The 14,148-nt window shown below is 48.7% G+C and carries 12 protein-coding genes; 4 read left to right on the top strand and 8 right to left on the bottom strand.

Going from position 1 to position 14,148, the window contains the following annotated elements:
• Positions 1 to 42 precede the first annotated feature (42 nt).
• The 5 genes from ACFSUF_RS14540 to ACFSUF_RS14560 all read right to left on the bottom strand — a co-directional run bounded on the left by ACFSUF_RS14540 (position 43) and on the right by ACFSUF_RS14560 (position 6,472).
• Positions 43 to 1,272 (bottom strand): MFS transporter, encoded by a 1,230-nt coding sequence (locus ACFSUF_RS14540; protein WP_377603675.1) that lies wholly within the window; start codon positions 1,270 to 1,272, stop codon positions 43 to 45.
• Between the two features lie 126 nt (positions 1,273 to 1,398).
• Positions 1,399 to 2,721, bottom strand: coding sequence for an ABC transporter substrate-binding protein (locus ACFSUF_RS14545; protein ID WP_377603676.1), 1,323 nt, complete (start codon positions 2,719 to 2,721; stop codon positions 1,399 to 1,401).
• Between the two features lie 655 nt (positions 2,722 to 3,376).
• Complete coding sequence (locus tag ACFSUF_RS14550) at positions 3,377 to 4,678, bottom strand: ABC transporter substrate-binding protein (protein WP_377603677.1); 1,302 nt, start codon at positions 4,676 to 4,678, stop codon at positions 3,377 to 3,379.
• Between the two features lie 79 nt (positions 4,679 to 4,757).
• Positions 4,758 to 5,591, bottom strand: coding sequence for a carbohydrate ABC transporter permease (locus ACFSUF_RS14555; protein WP_377603678.1), 834 nt, complete (start codon positions 5,589 to 5,591; stop codon positions 4,758 to 4,760).
• Entirely contained in the window at positions 5,591 to 6,472 is an 882-nt protein-coding gene (locus ACFSUF_RS14560) for a carbohydrate ABC transporter permease (protein WP_377603680.1), read from the bottom strand. The genes ACFSUF_RS14555 and ACFSUF_RS14560 overlap by 1 nt, the downstream gene beginning before the upstream one ends.
• Before the next feature lie 173 nt (positions 6,473 to 6,645).
• Here ACFSUF_RS14560 and ACFSUF_RS14565 point away from each other — a divergent pair, with 173 nt between their 5' ends.
• Both ACFSUF_RS14565 and ACFSUF_RS14570 read left to right on the top strand, forming a co-directional pair.
• Complete coding sequence (locus ACFSUF_RS14565; protein WP_377603681.1) at positions 6,646 to 8,499, top strand: sensor histidine kinase; 1,854 nt, start codon at positions 6,646 to 6,648, stop codon at positions 8,497 to 8,499.
• On the top strand, positions 8,496 to 10,118 hold the full coding sequence (locus ACFSUF_RS14570) for a response regulator (protein ID WP_377603682.1): 1,623 nt from the start codon (positions 8,496 to 8,498) through the stop codon (positions 10,116 to 10,118). Before ACFSUF_RS14565 ends, ACFSUF_RS14570 begins: the two co-directional genes overlap by 4 nt.
• 303 nt (positions 10,119 to 10,421) lie before the next feature.
• Here ACFSUF_RS14570 and ACFSUF_RS14575 read toward each other — a convergent pair whose 3' ends face one another.
• Together ACFSUF_RS14575 and trmL are read right to left on the bottom strand one after the other, a co-directional pair.
• On the bottom strand, positions 10,422 to 10,676 hold the full coding sequence (locus tag ACFSUF_RS14575) for an AbrB/MazE/SpoVT family DNA-binding domain-containing protein (RefSeq protein ID WP_377603683.1): 255 nt from the start codon (positions 10,674 to 10,676) through the stop codon (positions 10,422 to 10,424).
• Positions 10,677 to 10,941: 265 nt separating this feature from the next.
• Positions 10,942 to 11,406 (bottom strand): tRNA (uridine(34)/cytosine(34)/5-carboxymethylaminomethyluridine(34)-2'-O)-methyltransferase TrmL, encoded by a 465-nt coding sequence (gene trmL, locus ACFSUF_RS14580; protein WP_377603684.1) that lies wholly within the window; start codon positions 11,404 to 11,406, stop codon positions 10,942 to 10,944.
• Positions 11,407 to 11,557: 151 nt separating this feature from the next.
• Between trmL and ACFSUF_RS14585 the strand changes: the two genes are divergently transcribed.
• Positions 11,558 to 12,274 carry a response regulator transcription factor gene (locus ACFSUF_RS14585; protein ID WP_377603685.1) on the top strand — a complete coding sequence of 239 codons (717 nt, stop codon included), beginning with the start codon at positions 11,558 to 11,560 and terminating at the stop codon, positions 12,272 to 12,274.
• Between the two features lie 55 nt (positions 12,275 to 12,329).
• Here the strand turns inward: ACFSUF_RS14585 and serC are convergent, their stop codons facing one another.
• Complete coding sequence (serC, locus tag ACFSUF_RS14590; protein WP_377603686.1) at positions 12,330 to 13,415, bottom strand: 3-phosphoserine/phosphohydroxythreonine transaminase; 1,086 nt, start codon at positions 13,413 to 13,415, stop codon at positions 12,330 to 12,332.
• A gap of 103 nt (positions 13,416 to 13,518) precedes the next feature.
• Here serC and thpR point away from each other — a divergent pair, with 103 nt between their 5' ends.
• Positions 13,519 to 14,097, top strand: a complete 579-nt coding sequence (gene thpR / locus ACFSUF_RS14595; RefSeq protein ID WP_377603687.1) for an RNA 2',3'-cyclic phosphodiesterase — start codon at positions 13,519 to 13,521, stop codon at positions 14,095 to 14,097.
• Positions 14,098 to 14,148 lie beyond the last annotated feature (51 nt).

The following is a 14,148-nucleotide window of genomic DNA, read 5'->3' on the forward strand; positions in this document are numbered from 1 at the left end:
CAACCCATTTTTCAAATGGACTGCCTGTGTTTTCAGCATTATTTACAATTTCCTTACCAAACCGATAATAAACAGCTGCGCCAAAGCCGCCGCCAGCAGAATCCCCGGTATCGCAGCTGAACTTAGATTATCCGACAACAGGATGATTCCGAATATGGACAGAATTCTCCCGGCGCTTAAGGTAATCTCGCGCACCGCGATAGCTTCTACGCGAAAGCCCCCTTTGAGCGGCATACTGCTCATAACCCGGAAATTATAGGCGGAAAGTGCGTTGAACTGAATCGGGAAACAAACACCGTAGAGGGCAAGAAACCCGATGACCGTCCAGACGGACAGCTGCAGAAACAATAATGACACGGATAGAGCATAAAAGATCGCAGTGACAGCGCAGTACAGCTTGATGTTGGCAGGATTCGCCCTCCGGGAAAACAGATAGCTCGTTATGATCGTGATTCCGGTAAACAGCATGCCGATATAGCCGACCGAATCCTCCTTGCCGAATACCTGCAGCAGCAGAATATTCGGAATGAACAGCATGGCCCCGTTCAATAAGCCGAAAATAAACCATACGAGCAGCACCCGGCTCCAGATTCGGCTTTTGCGTGCCATTAACAGCGTGTATTTTAAGTAGTAAGCTTTGTGATGGGACGGGTGAGACCGCAGCTTCAAGCTTCCGATAGAGGCCGCCAGAAACATGACAAATGCCAAGCTGAACACAATGGTATAGCCCTGCAGGCCTTCCCCGTTCGCTATGATGAAGCCGGCCAAAGCAGGTCCCGCAAGCCCCGCGCCGTTCACCATAATCAGATTGAAGCCGAGAAATCGCATCCGGTTCTGGTTCGTAGAAATATCAAACTGCAGCGTTAGATAGCCTAGCCAATAGAACCCGTTAGCAATTCCATTCAGCACCGCGAATACGTATGCGAATTCGGCTACATTCGAACCCGCCGCGATAACCGCAAGGTAGAACAGCGCTGTCAATACGACTCCAATCCGGTAAACGAGCAGCCTGTCCCTTGTCTTTGCCCAATACCCGCAGATCACAAAGAAAACGGGAGTCACAAAAAATACAATGATATTGTACATCCCGTTTAAAAACAGGTCATTCGTCAGCCGCCACAAATACAAATTTAAAAAAACACCGGCCATAGCCGTCCCGAAACTGTAAAAACCGTGCAGCGCCAGTACCGTAACGGCGTCCGGCGATAACCGGTTCTCGGGAGCAACGGCTGCCGCACGGGAATCCCTCCATCTGCTAATCCACTTTATCACTGTTCGCGTCCCCTTGCTGTTCCAAGTTGTAAACCTGATTCAAATATTGTAACGCCAGGCGCGGCTTCCGTAAACAAACAAAAACCCCAGCGCTCCGCTGAGGTTTTCGGCTTAGGTCATACTCAATTATTTTTTCAGGTTTTCCCAAGTTTTTTGGAAGGCATCGAACATTTGGTCTCTGTCGGATTTGCCTGCAATGTAAGCCTGCATAGCCGCACCAAACTCTTGGGTTGCACCATCCGGGTATTTGAACCAGTTCCAGGAAAGGGTTTTGCCTTCTTTGCTGTATGCAATGATGTCGTTAGCAATATCACCCAGGATCGCTTGATCCGTCACTTCAATCGATTTGAAAGCAGGGATGAATTTGAACTCGTTGACAACATATTTCTTGCCTTCCGGAGTGCTGACAAGCCAATTCAGGAATTCTTTCGATTCTGCTTTTACTTTGGAATTTTTGTTGATTACCCAGTTGTTAGGTACGCCTACATAAAGTTTGTCGTTAGCCGCCGCATCTTCGCTGATCGGCATTGGCAGAACACCAATGTTCAGGTTCGGGTCGATGCCGTCAATTTGGATCTGCGTCCAGTTTCCTTGCTGCATCATAGCCGCTTTACCGCTTGCGAACAGGGTTACCTGCGTGTTGTAATCCGTGGTCAGAGGGTTTTTGTTGCCGTATTTCACTGTCATATCAAGCAGCTTCGCCCAGTTGTTGAACACTTCGTTGCCTTTGATTTTGGATGTTCCGTCGTTCATTCCTTTGATGAATTCATCAGGATTCGCCTGGTTAGCGAAAGCAACGTTCAAGTTGTGAATACCCAGGATCCACCACTCTTGATATCCGTTAGCAAAAGGTGTGATGCCCGCAGCTTGAAGCTTCTTAGCCGCTTCTTCCAGCTGTGCCATTGTTTTTGGAAGCTCGATAATTCCTGCTTTAGCAAATAGGTCTTTGTTATACAGGAAGCCGTAACCTTCCAGGTTCATCGGCATACCGAAAATTTTGCCGTCTTTGGTCATTGGCTCTTTCGCTACATCAACAATGTCTCCGACCCAAGGCTGATCGGACAGGTCTTCCAGATGCTCCATCCAAGTGTTCATTTCGTTAAATCCGCCGTTGTTGAAAATATCAGGAGTTTCGCCGGAAGCGAATTTCGCTTTCAGAGCCGCACCATAGTCAGCGCCGCCGCCTACAGATTCAATTTCCAGCTTCACGCCAGGGTGGGATGTTTCGTATTCCGCTTTCATTTTATTCAGGGCTTCGGCGATCTCTACTTTGAAGTTGAAGATTTTAATCGTTACGTCTTTCTTAGGCTCATCCTTCGCCGTATTTTCACTGTTAGCAGGCTTGTCTGTACCTTCCGCCGCCGAATTGTTACCATTGTTTGATCCGCATCCTGCCAGTAAACCGATTAGCAGAACGAAGACTAAGCTCATAACCGACCATTTTTTCATCTTGCTACCTCCCTATAATCATACCGTAAGTGTTTGTTTGTAACTGCTTACAAGTAAAGTATAGGAAATTTGGGACTACAGTCACACTGAGGATGTTGAACAAAAAGGTGCACGATATTGACCAAGGTCAACATAGTACACCTTGGGTTATTTTGGATATCCATTTGTTTATGCCTTTCCATATGGAACCGATTACAGTTAACAAGGGCTTCCGGCTCGTTGGCATACCAGTATATGCCCAGAAACGACTTTTAGGCTGTAGGGACGGAAGCGATTCAGTCTCATTTTGACATTGTTGTATTCTGTACAACTTTTGCATGCCAAAACCAGCTCTTTACCTAGATTGTTGTATTCTGTACAACACTTTCCCCCTCAACACTCATTTCCCGCCTTAAAATGTTGCACAACATAGAACAATCCGCCTAATGTGCCATTTTCGCAGTATATTGTTGTATGTAATACAACATTCGCAATTCTAACTGCCATATTACTTTCCCAACATCCACTTTTTTCACACGTATCCGCGTTTCATAAGCCTGCTGCACTATAACCTGAGAAATATCAGAACAGAGTATAGGGAAATCTTGTACTGCTATTTGCACAAAAAAACCGCGCCAAAGGCACGGTTTCGTTGGTGTTATTGCTTACTCCTATGTTACTTCTTCAGGTTCTGCCAAGTCTTGTCGAAATCGGCGAACATCTGATTGCGGTCGCGTTTGCCGGCAATGTAAGCCTGGATCGTAGCACCGAACTCGTTCGTTGCGCCTTCCGGATATTTGAACCAGTTCCAGCTCAGCGTTTTGCCGTCTTTGCTGTATTGGCTGACAGCTGTCGCCAGGTCGCCCAGCACTTGCGGATCTTTCACTTCAATCGATTTGAACGCAGGGATAAACTTGAATTGCTCTACGATATACTTCTTCCCTGTATCGCTTGTAACCATCCAGTTCAGGAAGTCTTTCGCTTCTTGCTTCACTTTGGAGTTCTTATGAACTACCCAGTTATTAGGTACGCCTACAAGGAGCTTATCGTTCTCTTCCTCATTGTCGTTGATCGGCATAGGCAGAATGCCCAGGTTCAACTCAGGGTTGATCTGGTCGATCTGAACTTGTGTCCAGTTACCCTGCTGCATCATCGCAGCTTGTCCGCTGGCAAATGTCGTAACTTGCGTATTGTAATCCGTAGTCAACGGGTTTTTGTTGCTGTATTTTACAGTCAGGTCAAGCAGGTTCGCCCATTCGTTGAATTTCGGGTTACCGGCCATTTTTGCAGATCCGGCATTCAGCCCTTTGATGAACTCATCAGGATTGTCCTGGTGAGCGAAGGCAACGTTCAGGTTGTGAATTCCAAGAATCCACCACTCTTGATATCCGTTAGCAAAAGGTGTGATGCCCGCCGCCTGCAGTTTCTTCGCAGCAGCTTCCAAGTCGCTCAAGGTTTTCGGAAGCTCCGTGATGCCCGCTTGGTTGAACAGGTCTTTGTTATACACAAAGCCGTATCCTTCCAGGTTCATCGGCATACCGTAAATCTTTCCGTCTTTCAGCATCGGCTCTTTCGCTACATCTATTACGTCCTTAGCCCATGGCTGATCGGACAGGTCTTCCAGGTATTCCTGCCATGTTTCTCTTTCGGAGAAACCGCCGTTGTTGAAAATATCCGGAATGTCTCCAGCTGCAACTTTCGCTTTCAAGCCTGCGCCGTAGTCGCCGCCGCCGCCCAAGGATTCAATTTGAATCTTCACATTCGGGTTTTCTTTTTCGTACTCGGCTTTCATTTTATCCAGAGCTTCTGCAATTTCAACTTTGAAGTTGAAAATACGGACGGTTTTCTTTTCTCCGCCGCCTGCATTCCCCCCTGTTTTTCCGCCGCTTTCGTTGTTTTTGTCCGTATTGTTTCCGCAGCCTGCCAGAAGCCCTACGAACAAAGCCAGCACAAGGCTGAACAGTGTGATCTTCTTCATGTTGTTTTTCCTCCTAGTCCTATCTCTCTCTTTTTTCTCAGGTCACCAAGCCGGTTCAACAGTATGTAAAGGCCAAAGGTTACCCTTTGACCGAACCAGCCGTAATGCCTTCGATAATATGTTTTTGCATCGCCAGGAAAAAGATGACGATTGGCAGTATGCCCATACACAGTGCGGCCAGCGCCAAATCCCATTGCTTCGTGTACTGCCCGAAGAAGGAGTACGTGGACAGCGGAATGGTGCGCAAGTCCGGATCCTGACCCAGAATCAGGGACGGCAGCAGGAAGTCGTTCCAGATCCAAAGCGCGTTTAGAACCATGATCGTCACGGTCATCGGCTTCAGCAGAGGGAATACAATCTTCCAAAACACGCCGTAAGGAGTACAACCGTCAACGACGGCCGCCTCTTCAATTTCAAGCGGAATGGATTTGATAAAACCATGATACAGAAATACGGTAAGCGATACCCCGAAGCCGAGGTAGCAGATGACCAGGCCCCAGATGCTGCTGATCAGGCCGAAGTTTTTGGCAACCTGAACGAGCGGAATCATAATGGACTGGAACGGGATAACCATTGCCGCAACAAACGATGTGAACAGCAGGGTGTTGAATTTCGTCGGACGGCGGATCATCCGGTGAGCGGCCATGGAACTGATAATGACCAGGCCGATGATGCTGAATACAGTAATGAGCAGGGAATTCGTGAAAGCTTGAGGAAAATCCATGATTTTCCATGCTCTCGTATAGTTGCTCCACGTGAAGGCTTTAGGCAGCGCTGCCGAATCCAGCAGAATTTCGGAAAACTTCTTCACGGAGTTAGCTAACAGGAAGTAAAACGGAACAAGAAACACCAGCCCGGCCAGAATCGCAACAATCTCTAAGCCAAGCGTTTTGCCGTTGTATTTCGTTTCCATTAGGCTTCAACCTCCCTCTTCTTAGTCAGGTACACTTGAATCGTCGACACGAGGGCTACAACGATAAAGAATAAGAATGCTTTTGCTGTTCCAAGACCGTAACGGTTGTTCTGGAAAGCTTCAAGATAAATGTTCAAAGCCACGGACTGCGTAGAATCGTAAGGTCCGCCTTTGGTCAGGGACAAATTCAGATCAAAAATCTTGAAGGAGTTGGAGATCGTCAGGAACAGGCAGATCGTAACCGCAGGCATAACCAGCGGGATCGTAATGTTGCGCAGACGCTGCCATGCGGTAGCTCCGTCAATTTCAGCAGCTTCGTTCAGTTCTCTCGGCACATTTACCAGGGAAGCAATATAGATGACCATCAGGTAACCTGCTCCCTGCCAAGCGCTGACGATAACGAGCGCCCAGAACGAGGTGGTGGAATCCCCTAACCAAGGCAGGTTAAAGAACGGAATGTTTGTCGCAGTCCCGATCGCGGAGAAGCCTTTTACGAAAATAAACTGCCATATGAATCCGAGCAGCAATCCGCCGATCACGTTCGGCAGGAAGAATACGGTTCTTAACAGGTTTCTTGTTTTCAAAGCTTGAGTGAGCATCAGCGCCAGCAAGAACCCGATCAGGTTGGTGACGATAACGGCAACAACCGTGAAGCGAACAGTAAATCCGAACGCGTTCAGGAACTTCTCATCCTTGAAAATTCTAACGAAGTTATCGAACCCCGCAGGGGTAATCGAACCGCTGACTCCGTTCCAGTTTGTGAAGGAGTAGTACATTCCCATAATAAAAGGGGCTGCAATAATTAAAAGAAAAGCTAGCAAGGCCGGACCGATGAAGACAGCTTGCTGCATAAATTCCGACAACTTATGTTTTCGGTACATGGTACTGCTCCTTTCAAATGTGAAATACCGCTTTTTAGTCTAGGGTAGTATTAGTATAGAAGGTTAGCATCCAAGCTAACACTGACCCTTTTGAACGAAGAGGTGGAATATATTGACCTTGCTCTGCTATGCTACAATAGAATGTACGCCTAATTGAGGAAAGGATGAGGGATTTGAGGCTTCGGTTCATCCATGCCAGCATTCGGAGCAAGCTTATTCTGTTCCTGCTGATCGCCATTATCATTCCGATGACAACATCGATTGTCATTTCCTATTTTTATACCCGGGAGCAGGTCATTGCCGCATCTGTTGATAACAATACGAACCTTCTGTTTCAAGGCAAAACGAACCTGACCAACTACATGAACATTATCGAGCAGGCTACACTTTCTCCTTACACTGATATACGCACCGGTGACACCAATACACTTTATAAAATAATGGAGCAAGGGTTAACCGACTATTCGAGCAAAGCGGAAATATACAGTTCCCTTGTGAACACCTCGCGCGCCGTGAAAGAAATTCATCAGATTTATCTGTACGTTTCTAAAACCAAAGAAGCTTATCTTCTTGCCAAAGGTAACAAAAAGGAAGGGTTCGGGCTGGACAAGCCATACGGTCCCATTCCGGATTTGCCTTACAAAGCTTATGTAGAGCCTACTCATCAAAGCCATGATTACGGGCTTCCTAAGCAGTCGCCTTATTATGCGCCGCAAACGGTCATTTCCATTCATAGGCCGATTTATGAAATTCCTAACACGGATCAGATTGGACAGTTGTCCATCGACATCAAACTGGATGTGATCCGTTCGATTTCGGATCAGCTGTATACCAACGGCAGTGAAGAATTGTATATCGTATCCGATGACGGTTCGGTGGTCTATGGACCCCAAGAGAAAATGCAGGGACGGAAGCTGTCCGATAGCTGGGTGAAAAAGCTGCTCTCCCAAACCTCGGATTCCGGCTATTACAGCACGAGAGACAATGAGTTTAACGGCATGTATATTTATCAGAAAATGAGCACCCCCTATCTCAACTGGACAATCGTAAAGCGGATACCGGATACGACATTATATGAGAACATCCGGCAGATGGCCGAGATCAATGTGTTCGTCATGAGCGCCTCGATTCTCATCGTCGTACTGGGTGCGCTTTATATTTCAGTGCTGTTCACCAAACCGATCAAGCGCCTGATCCGTTCGATAACGCAGATTGAAGCAGGGCGGTTAAATGTCGATATCGATGTGGGCAGATCGGATGAGATCGGCGTTCTGGCCCAGCGCTTCCAAGGCATGATGAAGACGATTAACAATTTAATCGTTAGAGAATACCGTCTGGAAATTGCAAACAAGACGAATCAGCTGAAGGCACTGCAAGCCCAGATCAACCCGCATTTCCTGAACAATGCCCTGCAGTCGATCGGGACGCTCGCTTTGCAGAATCAGGAACGCAAGATTTATAACCTGATTTCCTCTTTAGGCAAAATGATGCGTTACAACATGAACACAAATGAAGCGCTTGTTCCGTTATCCAAAGAAATCGAACATGCCAAAGCTTATTTGCAGCTTCAGGGGCAGCGGTTTGAGGACAAGCTTACGGCAGAGTTTCGTGTGGAACCGGAAGCGGCCGTCATCACCGTTCCGAAAATGCTGCTCCAGCCTATATTGGAAAATTACTTTAAGCACGGGTACGAACCGCTGGGCGGCAATGGCGAAATCTGCATCGATTGCCGATTGGAACCCTACTGCGATGAAGACGCCGGCTACCAGGCTAACCTTATTATTGAAGTGAGAAATAACGGAAAACAGATCCCGCAGAACCAGCTTCTTGAACTTCAGCACAAGCTGGAGCTCCCGCCGGGCAGCGTAACCGAGGGGCCTGACGGAGGTGTTGGGCTGATGAACGTACTGTCGCGTTTAAAGCTGTATTTTGACGATAAAGCATCGATGGATATTGAGAATATAGAACCGGCCGGACTCAAGATCACCTTAAAGATACCTACAGCCAAAGGAGCCGATATGCAGTGAAAGTACTGATAGTAGACGATGAAAAACATGTACGGGACGCGATCTCCCTGCTTGTCCCCTGGGATGAGTACGGGGTGGACACGGTGCTGGAGGCTGAGGACGGGGAGAAAGCTTCCGAGATCATTGACAGGGAGCATCCTGCGCTCATTCTGACCGATATGCTAATGCCCATCAAGAACGGGGTGCAGCTGCTGGAATGGGTCAGAAACCATTCCCCTTCCAGCAAAACATTGGTCATCAGCGGACATGACGATTTCGACTTTGTCCGGCATACGGTCAAATACGGCGGAATGGATTACTTGCTGAAGCCGATCGATCCCGACCAGCTGAACGAGGCGGTCCGGAAAGCGATCGACAGCTGGAAGGAAGACGAAATGAACCGGCTGCAGTCCCGAGAGCAGTCCATTGAGATGAATAAGATCAAGCCGGTCTACTGGGATAAAATTTTTTCCAATCTCATTACCGAGCCCCGCTATTACTATTCTGTCGCTGATGCAGTGAGCCGGGAACTGGGGTTGCCTAAGGAAGACGTTCAATGCCAGGCGGTGATTTTGTCCCTGGATACTATGGACAGCCGCGTCATGGACAAGTTCAGCTCCCATATCGACCTTTTGTATTTTACGCTGACAAATATTTGCAATGAAATTCTCCGCATGGAAGGCATCGGGTACTCATTCCGCTATTGGAACAGTGAAAATGAGGTTGTCCTGTTATGCTGGAACGGGCTTGAGCGGCTGGAAAGCGTACTGAATGAGATTAACGACGGGTTCCATATGACGCTCAACGGCAGATTCGACTTCGGTATCGGTACGGTCCATCCGTTTCCATCAGGGTTTGGTGCCTCTTATAAAGAAGCGCGCCAAGCGCTGAGAAGCCGCAATCTGCTTCAGAAACAGACACGGCTCCATACCTTTGACGGCACGCGCGGGGCGAGAATCAGCTCGCTTCATTTTACGGATTTTGAGGAGAACGTACGCACTGCTGTACGGAGCACCCAGCCGGACAGGATCGCCGCAGCTGTGTCGGAATGGATCGAGGAAGTCCGCAAGCTGCCTATGATTACGGTAGAGCAGCTGGAGCTCTGGAGGCACGAATACACGGTCTTCCGCTCCCTGTGGCTGAAGGATCTGGCTTCCTCCGACGGAGCACCGCAAACTTCAGATGCCGAACCTGCCAAAATGATCATACCTATGGATATGCAGGGCAAGCTGTCATTGGATTTGTGGCGGGAGGAACTAACACAAAGCCTGCTGTACTTGTCCCAGCTTATGGCCAAAAACCAGCAGAAAGATAACAATGTTATCTATGAGATTGCAAAATATATTGACGGGCATTATCACGAGGAAATCACTCTGCAGGATATTGCCGGTCGCTTCTTCCTCAGCCGGGAGTACATCTCTCGCCGGTTTAAGCAGGAGATGGGCGAGAATCTTTCCGATTACATCGGGCGAATCCGCATAGACAAAGCTAAGCTGCTGCTGTTGAACCCTAATCTGAAAATCTCACAGGTTTCTGAAATGATCGGATACAAGGACGAGAAATATTTCAGCAAAGTGTTCAAAAAAATGGCCGGCATCTCCCCGAACGAATACAGGAAGAAGGAATGGGTCAAAAATTAAAGCGGACTGGCGCAAATGTTATTTTCAATTCGCCGGCGGTTAGGTATAATAAGGAGATGCTAGGACATCTTGAGGTATAACGGAGGTGCTGGAATGGAATTTCTGGGTATGTCGTTTTCCTTGAAAACCATTGTTATTTTAGTCGTATTGCTGGCATTCCTTGGCGCAATCCTTACCTCCTCTTACAATGAGGATCAGACGAAGGGCCTGTAATAAGGAAGAGATTCGGACAAGCAGCAAAAAGCATCACGCCCGGGCAGCCGGAACGTGATGCTTTTTGTGTTTTATGCCTGCAGCAGCATGTCAGGATTTTTGCTTCAAACGTTCCATTCCCGCAAGGCATTCCGAGCAAATATGCCGTTCCTTGAATTCCTTGACCCCATCCGCAGAAGAGCAGAAGATACAGCGGGGACGGTAACGCTCAAGAATGATATGCTCCCCTTGGACCAATATTTCTACAGGATCTCCCTCGTTCATTTCATAGCGCTTCCTCAGCGATTTTGGCAGAACGATCCTCCCCAACTGGTCCACTTTCCTAACGATGCCGATCGGTTTCATTTGTAAATCCATCTCCCTTGTAAGACTTTAAAGATTATGTAAAAATACACATCAACAACTAACATCTCATGGAACCTATTCGTTTATTGGAGGCCGAATTCCTTTTTTAACATGTTGGTAATTCCAACCATATAGACCCAATGCCCATTATTCCTGAACTACATTAATACATCATTCGTGAACATCGAATCGTTTCGGTCCCAATCAAAAAAAATATTACGACAGCCGAAACCCTTTCGGCCGTTCGTAATATAAGGACAGCATTTTAGTTCATGCCCGGGAACCCGTTTTGGCGCAAAGCTTCAAAAACAATGATCGCCGCCGAATTAGATAGGTTCAGCGACCTGACTTTATCCGTCATCGGCATCTTGATCAGCGATTCCTTATGGGCATTCAGTATTTCCGGAGGAAGTCCTTTCGTTTCTTTGCCGAATACGAAAAAATCCCCGTCCTGAAACTGATACTCCGTATAATACCGGTCTGCCTTCGTCGTAGCGAAGAAGAAGCGGCCCCCCGGATTTGCTTCTTTCACTTCCTCGAAATGATCGTAATAAGTAATGTTTACTGCATACCAATAGTCCAGCCCTGCTCTCTTTAGGGTCCTGTCATCGGTATCGAAGCCCAGCGGGCGCACCAGATGAAGATGCACGCCTGTAGCTGCGCATGTCCTTGCTATATTGCCTGTATTTGCCGGAATTTCCGGTTCCACTAGTACAATATGAAAAGCCATGTGGATTCATCACCTCGCAATTTACCTATTATACAACAGCGTTCGCGAAATTTCGATTTAACATTCCGTTTACGTAACCTTTATATAGCCTTGATAGTCGCACACTATACTTTGGAAGATAAGGGAACCCAGGAAGAAAGGAGAAGGTACGATGAAGCAAAAAATACTCGTCGTTGACGACGAGCCCTCCATCTCGATGCTGATCGACTTTAATCTCAAACTGGTAGGGTATGACGTACAATGCGTATATGACGGTGAGGCCGTATTCGAAGCCATCCGCTCTTTCCGTCCCGACCTGATCGTGCTGGACTTGATGCTTCCGAAAATGGACGGGATCCAGGTTTGCAGGGAGCTCCGCAGCAGAAACAATTTGGTGCCGATCATTATGCTAACCGCATTGCAAGATCTCTCCGACAAGATTGCCGGTTTAGATAACGGTGCGGATGATTATATGACGAAACCTTTCAGCCCTCAAGAACTGATATCGCGTGTGCAGGCCATTCTGCGCCGTACACGTACCCTTCCTTCGTCTCAGGAAGGGCAGCCGCTGACCATCGGCGGCATCAAGGTTCATCCTGAGCAGAGGGAAGTGACTATAGAAGGAAAGCCGATCGAGTTGACACCAAAAGAATTCGAGCTTCTGCTTTTTTTGTGCAAACACCGCGGGAAAGTGCTCAGCCGCCAACAGCTGCTGCACGGCGTATGGGATTACCACTTCCTTGGCGATACGCGAATCGTTGATGTGCATATCAGCCATCTGCGGGATAAAATTGAGAACAACGCGCGCAACCCGGACTATATTATGACGATCCGCAACGTCGGTTACAAACTGACCGAACCTGCAGGGAAGGAATCTTCCCTCGGATAAACGAGAAAGAGCTGCCTCAGCATACCGGGCAGCTCTTCTTTTTGTTTCCTTTGGCTTACCCGTTCGTACGCTGAAACTCCGCCATAAATTGCGCTAAAGCTTTGCAGCTCTCGTACGGGACCGCATTGTATGCGGATGCGCGGAGGCCGCCTACGCTGCGGTGGCCTTTAAGACCCACGAAGCCTTCGGCTTCCGAAGCTTTGACAAATTTCTTTTCTAATTCTTCATTCTGCAGACGGAAGGTGATATTCATCATGGAACGGCTGTCCTTCTCCGCAAAGCCGTTATAGAATCCGCCGCTTGCATCGATGGCCTGATAGATCAGCCCGGATTTCTCACGGTTTTGGCGTTCGATCCCTGCAAGTCCGCCTTTGCCTTTAATCCATTGCAGAACCAGGTTTACCATATAGATCGAATACGCCGGAGGTGTGTTATATAACGAATTGTTCTTCACGTGAGTTTCATAACGGAACATGGTCGGCACGGTTTTCGGTACTTCTGTGATAAAATCATCGCGAACGATCACTACGGTCACGCCGGACGGTCCCAGGTTTTTTTGCGCTCCTGCATAGATCATGGCAAACTGAGACACATCCAGCGGTCGGCTCATAATATCGCTGGACAGATCCGCAATCAAAGGTACGGAACCAGCGTCCGGATATTGCTGAAATTGCGTGCCCTCAATCGTTTCGTTCGATGTGATGTGCAGGTAAGCGGAATCCTCGGGGACGTTAAACGTATCTAAAGACGGAATGCTGCGGAACTGGTTGGCTTCCGAGCTTGCGGCGATGTGGGTGCTGCCGAAGTTTTTGGCTTCTTTCACCGCTTTGTCCGCCCAGCTGCCTGTCATGACATAGCTTCCTGTCCGCCCCTGAAGGAAATTCATAGGAATCATGGCGAATTGAGTGCTTGCGCCGCCTTGCAGGAACAGGATCTGGTACCCTTCCGGGATCCCGAGCAGTTCCGTCAGCAGCTGCTTCGTTTCATTATGGACGCCTTCATAAATGGCTCCACGGTGAGACATTTCCATAATGGACATGCCCGATCCCCGGAATTCCACAAATTCGGATTGTGCCTGTTCCAGTACTTCCAACGGCAATGCTGCAGGTCCTGCGTTAAAATTATAAGCTCGCTTCGTCACGTCTCCAACTCCCCTGATTTCTATGATTTGGTTATGGTTATGATAACAAGGTTAGACCGGTATGTTCAAGCTAAAATAAATTACTTATCGAGGTGAAATGGACATGAGTACCGATAAGATCCGCATTTTCTTTGCGGTTCCTTTACCGGCCGAGGTAAAGGAACTCCTTCACTTGCAGACACAGAAATGGCACAACGAGATCTCTTTCAGCAAATGGACCCATCCCGAGGATTACCATATAACGCTTAAGTTCATCGGCGAGGCTTCCCAGGAAGACAGCCGGCGGTATGATGAAATCGCCCGCCAAACCGCTGCCGGCCACGAGCCGTTCGGCCTCCGCCTAAGCGGCGTCGGAGCCTTCGGCCGACCCGGCAGGCCGTCCGTGCTGTGGGCCGGCGCCGCAGGAGCGCTCGACGCCCTGGGCCGGCTCGAGCAGCAGCTCACCGCCGGCTTGGCCGGCGCCGGCGTGCCGCGCGAGAATCGGCCTTTCCGGCCGCATATCACGCTCGCACGGAACTTCAAGAGCGGCGCGTCTCCGGACGACGCGCTGTGGCGCCGCCTCGGGTCGGATCTCCCCGAGGCCCCATGGACCGTGGACCGGTATGTGCTATACCGGACCCACTTGGGACGCAAGCCGATGTACGAAGCCATCGGCGAATACCCGCTGCACGCCGCCGAGTAACTCGCGGCGCAGCAGCCCCCCGCCCGGCGCCTGCGGCCGGATCCTAAGCTG

The sequence above is a fragment of the Paenibacillus gansuensis genome (assembly GCF_042684925.1).
Taxonomy (GTDB): Bacteria; Bacillota; Bacilli; order Paenibacillales; family DY6; genus Paenibacillus_N; species Paenibacillus_N gansuensis.

Excerpts from the sequence above, each read along its gene's own strand:
- ACFSUF_RS14575 (WP_377603683.1), bottom strand. The coding sequence starts at position 10,676 with ATGAAACCGATCGGCATCGTTAGGAAAGTGGACCAGTTGGGGAGGATC.
- thpR (WP_377603687.1), top strand. The coding sequence starts at position 13,519 with ATGAGTACCGATAAGATCCGCATTTTCTTTGCGGTTCCTTTACCGGCC.
- ACFSUF_RS14555 (WP_377603678.1), bottom strand. The coding sequence starts at position 5,591 with ATGGAAACGAAATACAACGGCAAAACGCTTGGCTTAGAGATTGTTGCG.
- ACFSUF_RS14560 (WP_377603680.1), bottom strand. The coding sequence starts at position 6,472 with ATGTACCGAAAACATAAGTTGTCGGAATTTATGCAGCAAGCTGTCTTC.
- ACFSUF_RS14545 (WP_377603676.1), bottom strand. The coding sequence starts at position 2,721 with ATGAAAAAATGGTCGGTTATGAGCTTAGTCTTCGTTCTGCTAATCGGT.
- ACFSUF_RS14550 (WP_377603677.1), bottom strand. The coding sequence starts at position 4,678 with ATGAAGAAGATCACACTGTTCAGCCTTGTGCTGGCTTTGTTCGTAGGG.
- trmL (WP_377603684.1), bottom strand. The coding sequence starts at position 11,406 with ATGGCTTTTCATATTGTACTAGTGGAACCGGAAATTCCGGCAAATACA.
- ACFSUF_RS14585 (WP_377603685.1), top strand. The coding sequence starts at position 11,558 with ATGAAGCAAAAAATACTCGTCGTTGACGACGAGCCCTCCATCTCGATG.